The organism is Candidatus Kapaibacterium thiocyanatum (genome assembly GCA_001899175.1).
Classification (GTDB): Bacteria; Bacteroidota; Ignavibacteria; order Kapaibacteriales; family Kapaibacteriaceae; genus Kapaibacterium; species Kapaibacterium thiocyanatum.
In genome coordinates this window covers 52813-66124 of record MKVH01000020.1, presented here as the reverse complement: position 1 = coordinate 66124, position 13312 = coordinate 52813, and the positions used below count along the sequence as shown (strand labels likewise).

Sequence of the window (13312 nt, the reverse complement as noted above, 5' to 3'; positions counted from 1 at the left end):
AAGAGGAAGAAGAATGAGGACGATGACGAAGGCATTTATCGGCATCGCGTCGGTGGTGTTCTTCACGGCAGTATCGGGGATGCAGGCCCAGGAATCCAATCCGCTCCCGGACCCCTGCCATCCGTGCAAGTTCGCCCAGCGGGCGTGGAGTCAGATCGCGCCCATCGCGACCTTCGTCACCATTCCGCCGGGATGCACCTTCCGGGTATGGTACAAGAAGCGGCTCTGCACGACGGACGGATGCCAGGAGCTGAAGCTGGAGAAGATCCGGCCGTTCCCGGAACCGCCTGCCGTGCCGCCAGCCGGGTGCGTAGGCATCCCTGCCGACGAGCTGACGACGCTGGTCCTTGGTCAGATGATCTCCAACAACCAGATGGGCTTCGAGCCGGGCAACATCGGCTACGGCTCCAACGGCTGCTGGCGTATCGTACGTTCCTCGTGCTGGGCGCAGAAGGATAGTACCAACAAGTGTACGAACTGGCCCACGACAGGCGGCTCCATAGACACGGCAAGCAAGGTGGTGCTCTTCCGGGACCGCGACTACGTCCCCTGCGATACCTCGGCGTGCTGCACGAACGTGCTGTATCCCACACGCGACGGCTGTGGCGAACTCATGTTCAATACGCCCCTGCCGGAAGAGTATGCCTGGCTGCATGGCCTGAAGGACTATGCGCCCGAAGGCGAAGCGGCCTTCGTCGCGGCGAAGAACAAGTTCGAGAACCAGTTCGGCGACGTCACGTGTGTGCCCTGTACGCTGGGGAGTCCGCCCCCGCCGCCACAGCAACCGGCCTGCAAGAACACGTGCAAGAAGGACATCATGAAGGACTACTACAAGCTCCTCAACAAGCGGACGGAAGACCTGTACGTGGAGTGACAGTCCCGTTTGTTCGGGATGATGATGCAAATAGTGAATGACATGAACGACACCAACGAAGGAACGATGATGAAGCCCACGACGACAATGACGATCACGGCATCGAAGACAATGCTCTCCATGCTCTCCGTGCTTATGCTGCTTGTACTCACAAGTGGTTGCGGCTCGGACAGCACGACGACACCGCCCACGACATTCAGCATCAAGGGCGTCGTTACTGCCGCGGGCGGCCTGGACGTCTCCGGCGTAACACTGACGGCGAGCACGGGTAGCGCCGCACCTGTGACCGTCACGACGATGGCAACGGGCGAGTTCACACTCACGGGCCTTGCCGCCGGGACATATACCGTGCGTCCGTCGAAGGCGGGCTTCCTCTTCACGCCGGCTGAGCGGACGATCACGGTCACCAATGCCGACGTCCTGAGCGTAACGTTCCAGATGACCGGGGCGGTCGAAATCGCGATGGTCTCCGTCGAACCGGGAACGTTCACGATGGGTGCAATTGAAGGGTTCATTGGTACAGGTCCACTTACTCGCCCGCAACATCAGGTGACGCTGACGCGGGGCCTGTGGGTCGGCAAGTACGAAGTGACGCAGGCCGAATACGAAGCGGTTATGGGAACGAATCCGTCGGAACTGAAGGATCCCACGCATCCCGTGAACAACGTGGATACCTACGATATGATGGAGTTCTGCAACCGTCTCTCGGATATGCACGGCTACGACAAGGTGTACACGATCCATCCCGGCGACAACGAAACGCGAAGCGTCCAGTGGAACTGGGACGCCAACGGCTACCGCCTGCCGGTCGAAGCGGAGTGGGAATACTTCGCCCGCGCCGGGACGACGACGAACGCCTACATGGGGAATATCAAGCGAGTCGATGAGAACCAACTTGATGACTATGCCTGGTGGCGGACCTATGCCCCGGAACAGGGTGGTTCATCGACGACGCGGCCCGTGGGCCTGAAGCCCGCCAATCCGTGGGGGCTCTACGACATCCTCGGAAACGTATCCGAGGCCTGCTTCGACAACATGCGGACCTACGATGCGAGCGCTCAAGTCGATCCGGTGGGGATGCCTGTTGGAAGGGACAACGTGCGTCGGGGTGGTGGGTATCTGAATTCCTCACCGGAAACCAATAGTGCAGGAAGGGTGCTGGTACCCTATCCCGCTGTCTTCGCATCGGTTGGTTTTCGTGTCGTGCGTACACGGCGCTGATTGTCGCGAGTGCCTGTTCGTAGTTCGATCTCATTCCATTCCATGCCGGTGTCACCATCCTTGATCGTGTCATGATACAGATCCGCACTATCGTCTTCAGTCTCGCTCTTCTATTCGCCGCAGGGTTGTGCCTTCATGCCCAGCGCCAGGAGAAACCCACGGAAGAGATGCAGCACGTCCTTGTCCAGCAGCGTATCGTCAGTGATTCGTTGGTGGGTGCTGCAATTATTGAGAACGCTGTTATCCGCCTGAATTTCCTGCCGACGGTGGATACGGTCATGTGTGGTACACGGCGTGTGAGGAAGGCCTACGTCCGCGTGCGCCTGCATCTGGAGGGCACGCATGGGCAGTATCGTTGGCATCGGCGGAACTATAGTGGTACGGTGACGATCAATGTTAGCGGCACTTCAAACGGTGGCCCGCAATGGGGAACCTTGCCGTACGTGAACAGGGATCTGACAGTTGTGTCCGATTCCCTGACGACGGTGCAGCCGGAGCAGGACTACATCATCGACGTCACGAGCCACCATCCGAAGGCATATCCCGTCGGCGATTCGTCCAAGGATGTTGATGTAACAGTGTTTGGTCTCGACCTCTCCGGAATGCCGAGCGACGTCAAGGCGAATCTCGTCCTCAGTGCCACCCTCGTCGAAGAGCATGACGTCCTGCCGTTCACGTCGACGACGACTGTTTGCCCCGCGACACCGCTCGTGCGTCAGGTCTCCGTCAGCACCGGAGCCAACAACCTCACGACCTTCACCTGGGAGATGCACGACGGAACGAAGATCTGCAACGACAGGTTCCCGATGATGGAAGTGCAGGTCCTGCGGCTCCTGAACTACGACCCTGCCTATCGTACGGCATCCGACGAAGGCCGCTTCACGGTCGACTGGAAGCAGGCCCAGCGCTTCTTCACCTACGGTCATGCGACGTCGCTGGACGTGACGCTCGCCGAAGGCACAGGATACTACGTCTGGCGCGTGCGTCCCATCGGCAACCTGCATGACGGCCACATGGCCAATGACAGCAACTGGGGGTGCTTCTCGAAAAGTCCCAACCCGGATACGCTCGTCACGCTCCTGTCGACGTCGGGCCTCACCACGCTCAATGCGAAGTACCGTCCGTCGACGTTCTTCTACTACACGCAGTTCGATGCCAATCGCAACTGGCAGTTCACGAGAACGTTCGCGGAAGACGATGGCGGCAAGCCCGGTACCTCGGAGAGCATGATGTATGCGTCGTCGCTGCTCTTGCCGGTGCAGAAACAGACGATGCTGACCGGCAAGGGTGACGTCGTCGTGAGCCAGCCCGTGCCGGACTACTACGGGCGTCCGCTCTTTGCGACGCTGCCCGCGCCGCGCGAGCGCTCCGGCTCCACACGCGCTGGCCTCGGGTACGCACCACTCTTCGCGGCCAAGAGCGCCGCCCCGTATACGGCGGCGAACTTCGACGAGAGCACGAACCGCCTGGCGCCCGCTACGCTCGATGGCCGGGTGAAGGACTACTACGACGGCAGTTCCGATCCCATGATTCCGTCCAGTCGCGGCTATGGCTTCACGCGCACGTTGCATATGCCCGATCCGCTGGGACGCGTGCAGGAAGAAAGCGCCGCCGGACCCGACCATGCCGTGGGCGCGCGTACCGTCAAGACCCGCTATGGCAACGCGACCGAGCGGGAACTCGTTTCCATGTTCGGCGCCGAAGCCCCGAAGGACTCCGTCGTGGAAACGATCTATACGACGGATCAGAACGGCGTCACGACGATCACCTATCGCCGCATGGACGGCCGGATCGTGGCGACATGCCTTACGGCAAGCAAGGCCGCCGTGCCCCTTCTGGCCCTCAATGACTCCTCGTCCGTCAATGACCTTCTTCTCGTCGACACGCTCCGGCAGGGATTTCTCGTGCGCGAGAACACGATCCTCGCCCAGCGGCGCCTTGTCTTCACGGATACGACGTCCGTCGAGATGAGCTATCACATGGATTTGAAAGATTTCGCCGTCGCCTGCATGAGCTTCTGCTCGTCGTGCGACTACGACATCCGCATCGGTATCCGGCGCGCCGGGGATGGTTCGGTCGTATGGGACACGCTCATGCAGACAGGCCCCGTTGCCTGTCCATCAGCGGTAACGGTGGAAAAGGACTGGCGTACGATCCTGCTCCCACCCGGCGACTACATCATGGAGCGTACCCTCTCGCCACGCTCCGGCGGAGCCGTGCATCTGGACGAGCACAAGGATGACGTCCGCAGCGCACACGCGGCGGCCGTGGAGAGTCTTCTGACGAAGGCCTTCACGACGCCTGCCTATGCGAGTGATCTCGCGTCCTTCCGCACCGGCGCGCATCTCACGGACGAGAGCATCGCCCTCAGGATGCTGACGCGCTACAAGGCCTACCGCGATTCGCTGCGTGTCGCCAGCGGCACACCCGTCATGCTTGCCCTCGACGAATGTTGCAGCGTGGAACTCGACACCTCTACCTGCATCACGGGATGCGAAGACGGCGGCGTGGACTACGAAGCGCTGCTCACGAATCTCTGGAAGGACTCGCTGAACGTTCACCTCGGTGCAGGTACCGGCACCGACATCCGGAACTACGTCAGACACTACGACGGCTCGGCCCTCCTCGCCGACTGGCCGCCGACCTATCCCAACGGCGCGGGTGTCATCAATGCGCTCCTCCGGCGTATGATCGACTCCGGCGGCTATTCCTGCCGGGACGTCTACGACTGCTGGGTAGCCGTCACGCAGACCTACTGGATGAACGGCTGGTACCGCGATGGTGTGGGGACGATGAAGCGCCGTCCCGGCTACAACGTCCTGAACGAATTCCTGAACTGCGTCGGAACGAAGTATTGCGCGCTCGCTCCCTATGCCGAGAAGGTGACAGGTGCGCAGTGGCTCCTGAACGCATGGCGCGTCGTTCCGACGAGCGATGACGCTGGCTATGACGCCGACTGCCAGACGGCGACGGCTATGCCGGTCGGGGGCTGGACCTGCAACGGCACGAATGACGATACCGTGAATCTCTACTACCGTCAGTACATCGCCTGCCATGCGGCACGCTCCGCCGGTGAGGATGCGGCCTACACGGACTACATGCTGAATAAACTCAAGGATGCGAATCCGGACGTGAAGGTCGACGCCATCAAGACCTGCTCGACACGGGCCTGTGTGGAGCAGCGTATCGCCGAGATGGAGACAGCCTGCGTCACGGAGTGCGAAGATCGCCGTGAAGAGTTCCGCGACTCCGTCGTGGCCCTCTATCACCGCAGCGGCTACGTCGTCGAAGGATATCCGTCGGAGAACATCGGTCCCGATACGCTGAAGCGCCATCAACTGGCTTGCCTTCTGACGCTCCTCGTCGAAGAATGCAAGGCGCAGTGCGATCTGCCGGTGCAATGGGCTGTCGGCGTCGATTCGCTCATTACGCCAACGACCGCCGACTACGAGCGCCACGCCAGGGCCCGGCGCAGCGCCCGGTTCTCGCTCGCCATCCCGGTGGGTGAGAGCTGCACGATGCCGCACCAGCGTATCACGCGCAGCATCGATCTTGCCGAATACGTCGTGAGCGCCCTCAATGAAGCGCTCAAGGCGTACAAGGACTCGATTCTCGCGACCTATGGCGCCGGTCTCTCGCGCTGGGATGCCACACCCGTCGTCCGTGATCTCATGGCCTCGTTCCCGGGTCTCTCCGTCTGCATCCCAGGCATTCCCGCGACCATCTCCCCGCAGGATACGGCAGGCGTACAGGTACCGCCGTCGTCGCCTCTGGTGGTGATGGTCGACGTCACACAGGAATCGAAGTTCTTCGTCGATCGTGTGGGCGGAGAGTGTCAGATCAGCTACCGCGCACCGGTACCGGAAGAGTTCGGCAATCCGTATGGTCCGGGGAATCCGCATCCCCTCGTCGGGATGCTGAACCGTCACCTGAATGCGTCGTGGGGCAAGAAGCTGCCGCGGTCGGTGGTAGCGGGCATCTACTCGAAGACCACGTCGACGTCCAGCTTCATCGATCCGTCGGATTACTGGACGCGCTACGGCGTCATCCGGGAAACCGCCATCCCCAATCCCGTCGTGCGCTATGACAATCCCCTCAGACCCGTCTTCGCCTGCGACATGGATGGTATCACCGATCTCGGCTACGACCAGTGGGAACTCTGCGACTCTCCCCTGAACTGCATCGGTGGCCGGACGCTGTCGCTCATGAATCTCGTTCCCATGCTGAACGTCCGCACGCACTATGAATCGCTCATCCTCGATCATTCGGCGGACACGGTCGTCACGGCCTATGGCGGTCAGTGGTTCGACGTCTGTAACCTCGCGATCCGTGCCTATATGGGAATCTCGGCAGCCGACAGTACGGTCGTCGTCACGGGCTACGTCGGCGGCACGGCCTATGAAGCCAAGTTCCCGATGACGGTGGACCGGAAGGAGTGGACGGAGATGGCGGCACGTGGGGACTTCACGCACTGGATCGGCAAGTTCGTCCAGCTCGAAAACGGCAACCTGGGCTATCAGGTACTGATCGATCCGAATCAGCCGGTCTACGAGCTGCCGTGCCTGAATTTCTCGTGCGAGAAGACGCCCATCGACACGTGCGCCACGCTGCCGATCTGCAACATCTGCGACACCATCTCGTGCGGAGAGCTGTGTTTCGCCTGGCTGCCCGAGGACAGTGTGACGGTGACGAGCTACGACCGTCCGAAGAGCTGCGCCCAGGTGGAAGTCGAACGTCTCGTGGGCCGTCTGGATGCGTACTTCAATGGCGACTGCCTGAAGAACAAGATCGAAGAGGTCGATCTGTCCTACGACACGACGTGCTTCCTGCCGGCGAAGATCCTCGACCGTACGCTCCTCAGACGCAGCCAGAAGTACTACCACTACACGCTCTACTACTACGACCGCGCAGGCAATGTCGTACGGACGGTTCCTCCGGCAGGCTTCCGCTCCCTGCCTCCGAATGCCACGCGCCTGGACACGGCGCAGCACGAGATGCGCAGCGACTACGCCTACAACACGCTGGGACAACTGACGAAGCGGACGACGCCGGACGGCGGAACGTCGCGCTTCTGGTACGACGCCGTGGGCCGTCAGCGTCTTGCGCAAAGCGCCCGCCAGGCCTCGGGAACGTATACGTATACCAACTATGACGCCCTTGGCCGTATCGTGGAAACGGGCGAGAAGAGCGGCCTCGGCGATGCCGAGACGCACGTGAGCACGAACGACACGACGGCACGAGGCACGGATGTCGTGCGGACGGTCTACGGGGCGGCAGCATCGGCATTGCCCGGCGTATGGTCGGGTCGTACGCAGCGGAATCTTCTGAACCGCATCAGTTGGACCGTGGCCGACGAGGACGGGAACTTCGGAACGCCGGAAGATCAGGTGAACACGTATTACTCCTACGACGAACACGGCAACGTGGAATGGATCCTGCAGGCCCTGCCGGGCCAGACGGAGAGCAAGGGAACGCTGGCCTTCATGACGGACTACGACTACGACGTCATGAGCGGCAGGGTGCGGGAAGTCCGGTTCCAGCCGGGACGACTGGACCAGATGCTTCAGCGCTACCGCTACGACCACGATGGCCGTATCGTCACGTCAGCGACGAGCCGCGACGGTCATATCTGGGAACGGGACGCGGGCTACGACTACTATGCGCATGGCCCCTTGCGGCGCCGTGAGCTGGGCCGTGACTCGGTGCAGGGCATCGATCATGCCTACACGATCAATGGCTGGACGAAGAGTCTGAACGTGCCGTCCCTGCTTGCAACGGATGATCCGGGGGGTGACGGTAAGAGTGGCGCCGATCACGAGCACGTGGGCCGCGATGCCTTCGGGATGGTGTTGGGCTATCACAGCAAGGACTTCGTCCACGCAGGCTCGGTCATCGATTCGGCGGGTGCGGGCTCGTGGCAACAATTGCTTCAATCGGGCCTCTACAACGGTAACATGGCTTCATGGTCGTGGAACACGAGGAAGAAGGACGGCACGCTCCTGGGCGCTCTTGCCTCGACGTACCGGTATGACCTTCTGAACCGCCTCCGGGCCGATACGGTCCGTACGCGCGGCGTGTCGTCGTGGGACGCACCGGCGAACAAGTTCCGGAGCGCCTACACCTACGATGGGAACGGCAACATCCTGACGCTCGACCGGAAGGACGATGCAGGAAGCCATCTTGACCAGCTCCGGTATCGCTACACGCCGGGCATGAACCGGATGACGCACGTGGACGAGCTGGGGGGCAGTACGGCCACGGCAGGCGACATCGAGGACCAGGACACGTTGAACTATGCGTATGACGCTTCGGGCAACATGACCCAGGACGTGAGTGAAGGTATGAGTGGCAGCGGCATCGTCTGGACACCGGCGAACAAGATACGCTCGATCACCAAGGCCGGGAGCAGTCCGACGTCGAAGCTCGTCTATCTCTACGATGCGATGGGCAACCGCGTCGTGAAGCGGTACTACGAACCGTCGAACACGCTCGTCAGCACCACGTGGTACGTCCGCGATGCGAAGGGCAACGTCCTGGGCATCTACGAGAAGCTGGCAGCCAGCGGCGACGTCGTGGCGAAGGAGAATCCGGTCTACGGATCATCGCGTATCGGAGAGTGGAGAACGGGCGCGCTGTATTCAAGCGTGGCTACGGACACGCTCGTCACCAACGACGTCATCTACAGCCGCAAGATCGGCAACAAGCGGTATGAACTGACGGACCATCTCGGCAACGTCCGCGTGGCCGTGAGCGACGTGCTTCTGGACCACTCCGGAAGTCCCGATGCCGAAGTCGTCTCCTACACCGACTATCATCCATTCGGCATGGCGATGACAGGCCGGTCGTGGCAGGCGGATGGATACCGCTATGGATACAATGGTCAGGAGAAGGTCGATGAAGTTGCGGGTGCAGGTAACCACACGACGGCGGAGTTCTGGGAATACGATACCCGATTGGGCAGACGATGGAACCTCGATCCAAGGCCCGTAGTTGGAGTAAGCGACTATGCGGCGTTTGCGGACAATCCCATTCTATTCAGCGACCCCAAGGGGGATACTGTTTGGGGGTATACTGAGGTGGTTCAGCATCCGATGAATGTAGGAGGACTAGCCCGACATGGCTTCCTCCGGGTCAAGACAACAAGTAGAGATGTCCTTATTGAGCTATGGGGTAAGGACGAAACGGAGACCGCACGACCAACTGGTCGGCCTAAGGTCGTAGATTTCAAACATGCTAACGACATTTGGAGTCGAGAAGATGTTGAGCAATTCGAGATTTCTAGGCCGAAAGGTAAGCTAGGTAACGGTGAAGAGTTCGAGAATCGGATCATTCAGCTAGGTGAACGATTCGCACAGAGTGTCATGGTTGGCGGTAAGCCAGACTATTTCAACTTGCCTGACTATGCGCCGTTTGGACCGAACTCCAACGGCTATGTTGCTTCTATTGTGGAGATGGCTGGTGGCCAGGTCGATATGCCCTTCTATGCGTTTGGTGAGGACGATGATAGCTTTTACAAAAACAAAGCAAGATTCTCATTTGGCTTAGATTGGCTTAGGCCACCACCACCTAGGCAGGAGAAAAATTGGAATATTCAAGACGTAATGAGGATGGATCGGTCGCCTTTGTTTCCGTTGAACCAACACACTCCGAACACGTTGACTACGCCGGAGCGATCGGGCCAAGGACAGGCCCAACCTGTACAACACGACAAAACTAGGACAACACCACGATGAAAGCACCGCATGATTCTACCATGAATATCAACATATGGAGGACGCTCCTATCTGCATCTGTTGGCTTGGCATTCGTACTCTTAGCTTGGTACATTGACTCCATGCAAGCGAGTATGCTCTATGTGTCGGCGAACGCTGTGGCGATGGCACTTCTCTTTGGGGGCGTTCTACATTGTGAGAATGCTGATGCCTGGTACCATGTATTCCCGGTCTTTGAAGCAGTGGTGATTACGCTGCTCTTGCGTAGAACTAGATCTACCGCAGTATGGGTAGTCACTATTGTCCTGGCTATTCTGGTATTGATACCAGTGTTGTTTGTCACAAAGCTTGGATAGGAGTTCAGCCTATTCCGCTACAGGCCGGATCAAAGGAACGAGCCAGCAGGATTATGGCTTCCGGAGCTATGATCCGAGGCTCGCGCGGTTCATGAGTGTCGATCCGCTCGCGGGAGACTATCCGTGGTACACGCCCTATCAGTTTGCCGGGAATACCCCAATTCAGGCCATCGATCTTGATGGGTTGGAAGAATTCATCGTCACACAACGTTCCTTTGCGCCGTGGTATCGATTCGGTAGTGCTCCACTCCTTGGTCCAGAGCGTATGGGGTACAGCTTCTATGGGGACAACCGTGGCTTTTCCTTGAGCAAGGACGTATCGAAGAAGTCTGACTACTCTGGTGTGACATCTCGTATTTACCAGGCGGTGAAGGTCAACATGGGTGATGGCTCAATTGTTTATAGTAGACAAGGGGCAGGTGAATCAGTTGGAGATAAGTTCTTTGTTCCTGGATTGGAAGCCAGAGATTATGCCAACGTATCGGCACGGTAGTGTTCCAATCTGTGGATGAGAGGCTGGAGTCACTGGAACGCCGCAAGGACACTTGACCAAGGCTATTGATCGGCGAGATTGATCCGGATAGGTGACCGTCGATCGAACGAGAATAACGGGCTCAAGGAGGCCATCTCAAGGTCGTTTTGAACCTCGTGTTCCAATATGTGGATGGATTCGGCGGGAGTGCTGTATTCGTTCACAGCGACGGATACGCTCGTCACCAACGACGTCATCTACAGCCGGGGGATCGGCAACAAACGCTACGAACTGACGGACCATCTCGGTAATGTCAGGGCTACGGTGAGTGATGTCCTCCTCGACCACTCCGGTAACCCTGATGCTGAGGTCGTGAGCTATACCGACTATCATCCGTATGGGATGGCGATGACAGGCCGGTCGTCAGCGGCGGATGGATACCGCTATGGCTTCAACGGCAAGGAAAACGACAACGAAGTGAAGGGAACAGGTAACCAGCAGGACTATGGGGCACGTATCTACGACCCACGCCCTGGGCGATGGATGAGCACGGACCCCCTCGAAGGCAAGTTCCCGTTCGCCAGTCCGTATGTGTTCGCGCTCAACACGCCGCTGCAAGCGGTCGATCCGGATGGACGAGACGTCCTCTTCATCAACGGTTTCGTTACCAGTCAGAAGGACGCCGGGCAGCCATCGTATTGGCGTGGGATCGGACTGAAGCGGGACTACACCAAGGAATACTTCTATCCGGACGGAAGTATCGGTCCGTGGATCGGATACAAGAAAACGTCATTCGATATCGATGCAATGGATGCCTTGGGCGACCACAAGCCCAGGTACTTCGATGGATCGATGGGTGGTCTGGCGAATCAGTTGGCAGGTCCACTGCTTGGTGATAATGCCCGCCATATCTCACCCGGGAATCGTTACAATGGCGGAAGGAATGATGGGGTTGCCAAGGCCTTCGAAATCTTCGAAGGTCTGGAGAAAGGTGGAACGCTCAAGTTCGTGATGCACTCGGAAGGAGTCGTCTACGGGCACGGTATGGCCGAAGGGATACTGAGTCAGGTGCCAGCATGGAATAAACTCCACCCCGATCGCTACATCGATCCGACGACGCTGATTGAAGGTATGTACAGCTATTCCCCATTCCAGGGGAGCCATGTCGCAGCCGTGCCGCAGGCGGGGGAAAACACCTATTTTATCGGGGGGGAAGATCCTCTCGATAGTTGGATCATGAACTTGGTACTTGGTGGTAGGGTGGAAGGAGTAAAGGGTTCCGAAAGGAGTCCCTCCCCAACACAGAAACACGCCACGCATAGTATCATTGACTTCGACCCGCGTGTCGAACTGGCACGCCCACAAAAGGAGAAATAGGAGATGGCCAAAGAAAAGAAGAACACATTGACTTCTGGTAGACGGGCTGCGATACTTGTATCGTTTGTTGTCTGCTTCCTTGGTGTGGCCTGCAACAGCAGAGAGAAGGATGACTATCCATTTCTCGAGCGTGACAAGCGCTATGTGGAACTTGCGGCGTATCGTATGCTGAAGCTGCACCTTGGCTCCTTCAACAAGGTGGGTTTCTTTGAGGCGGTTGTCGAGCCGAAGGACGTCGTTTGTGAAGCTATCTATTATAGTCCTGACAGGTTGAAGATGATTGCTGCAAGTATTACCACCTTGCGGCGTCTCTCAAGTGGCGGGCCGTATCAGATGATTCCACTCATAGGACAACGGGATTCCTTGAATCATGAGTGGAAGCTCTACACCTGGCGTTTCTTTACTTACGTGAATGCCATGTCACCTAAGCAGGCAATGGACGCATTCGAAGACTATTTGTTCGGGTCAGGTCCAGAGTCACTACGTGGCCGCGAGTGTTTCGTCTTTGGTAAAGACAGCAGTCTGGTTTTTGAAGCGATAGGCTACCCCGCAGATGACGAGAGATTCTGGTCCTCGACGAATCTTCTCTGGCGGAAGAATGCAGGTGGAAAGGGACTCTACTACTACCAGGCGCTCGGGACACGTCCGGCGCTTCACCCCAAGGAGATATTCCCTGAATACACGCTTGATGTGCCGGACTCACTCAAGCAGATGTTCATACGTGAAGGTGAACTTTCAAGAAAGAAATAGGAAAACTGCCATGAACTTGTCCAACGACGCGAGACTGATACTGCTTCTCGGTGGTAGTGTTTCAATATGTTGATGAGGCGTCGGAGTCACTGGAACGCCGCAAGGACACTTGACCAAGGCTATTGATAGGCGACATTGATCCGGATAGGTGACCGTCGATCGAACGAGAATAACGGGCTCAAGGAGGCCATTTCAAGGTCGTTTTGAACCTCGTGTTCCAATATGTGGGTGGATTCGGCGGGCGCGCTGTATTCGTTCACAGCGACGGACACGCTCGTCACCAACGACGTCATCTACAGCCAGAAGATCGGCAACAAACGCTACGAACTGTCGGACCATCTCGGTAATGTCAGGGCTACGGTGAGTGATGTCCTCCTCGACCACTCCGGTAACCCTGATGCTGAGGTCGTGAGCTATACCGACTATCATCCGTATGGGATGGCGATGACAGGCAGGTCGTGGCAGGCGGTAGTGTTTCAATATGTTGATGAGGCGTCGGAGTCACTGGAACGCCGCATGGACACTTGACCAAGGCTATTGATAGGCGACA

At 58.5% G+C, this 13312-nt stretch carries 9 protein-coding genes; 8 read left to right on the top strand and 1 reads right to left on the bottom strand.

Annotated features, from left to right (window positions below; all coding sequences use genetic code 11):
* The first annotated feature begins 13 nt into the window (after positions 1-13).
* Together BGO89_06170 and BGO89_06165 are read left to right on the top strand one after the other, a co-directional pair.
* Positions 14-874, top strand: coding sequence for a hypothetical protein (locus BGO89_06170; GenBank protein ID OJX57982.1), 861 nt, complete (start codon positions 14-16; stop codon positions 872-874).
* An 18-nt stretch (positions 875-892) separates the two neighbouring features.
* Entirely contained in the window at positions 893-2095 is a 1203-nt protein-coding gene (locus BGO89_06165; GenBank protein OJX57981.1) for a hypothetical protein, read from the top strand.
* A 110-nt stretch (positions 2096-2205) separates the two neighbouring features.
* Here the strand turns inward: BGO89_06165 and BGO89_06160 are convergent, their stop codons facing one another.
* Positions 2206-2457: a hypothetical protein gene (locus tag BGO89_06160; GenBank protein ID OJX57980.1), complete on the bottom strand. Its 252-nt coding sequence runs from the start codon at positions 2455-2457 to the stop codon at positions 2206-2208.
* A gap of 102 nt (positions 2458-2559) precedes the next feature.
* Between BGO89_06160 and BGO89_06155 the strand changes: the two genes are divergently transcribed.
* From BGO89_06155 to BGO89_06130, 6 genes are all read left to right on the top strand, one after another.
* Positions 2560-9828, top strand: coding sequence for a hypothetical protein (locus BGO89_06155; GenBank protein ID OJX57979.1), 7269 nt, complete (start codon positions 2560-2562; stop codon positions 9826-9828).
* The gene (locus BGO89_06150) at positions 9825-10163 is read left to right on the top strand and encodes a hypothetical protein (GenBank protein ID OJX57978.1); all 339 of its coding nucleotides are present in this window, start codon (positions 9825-9827) and stop codon (positions 10161-10163) included. Before BGO89_06155 ends, BGO89_06150 begins: the two co-directional genes overlap by 4 nt.
* A gap of 91 nt (positions 10164-10254) precedes the next feature.
* A complete protein-coding gene (locus BGO89_06145) occupies positions 10255-10656 on the top strand; it encodes a hypothetical protein (GenBank protein OJX57977.1) in 402 nt (133 codons plus the stop codon).
* 165 nt (positions 10657-10821) lie between these two features.
* Complete coding sequence (locus tag BGO89_06140) at positions 10822-12012, top strand: hypothetical protein (protein OJX57976.1); 1191 nt, start codon at positions 10822-10824, stop codon at positions 12010-12012.
* A gap of 84 nt (positions 12013-12096) precedes the next feature.
* The gene (locus tag BGO89_06135) at positions 12097-12762 is read left to right on the top strand and encodes a hypothetical protein (GenBank protein ID OJX57975.1); all 666 of its coding nucleotides are present in this window, start codon (positions 12097-12099) and stop codon (positions 12760-12762) included.
* Positions 12763-12984: 222 nt separating this feature from the next.
* Positions 12985-13290 carry a hypothetical protein gene (locus BGO89_06130; protein ID OJX57974.1) on the top strand — a complete coding sequence of 102 codons (306 nt, stop codon included), beginning with the start codon at positions 12985-12987 and terminating at the stop codon, positions 13288-13290.
* The last annotated feature ends 22 nt before the right edge of the window (positions 13291-13312 follow it).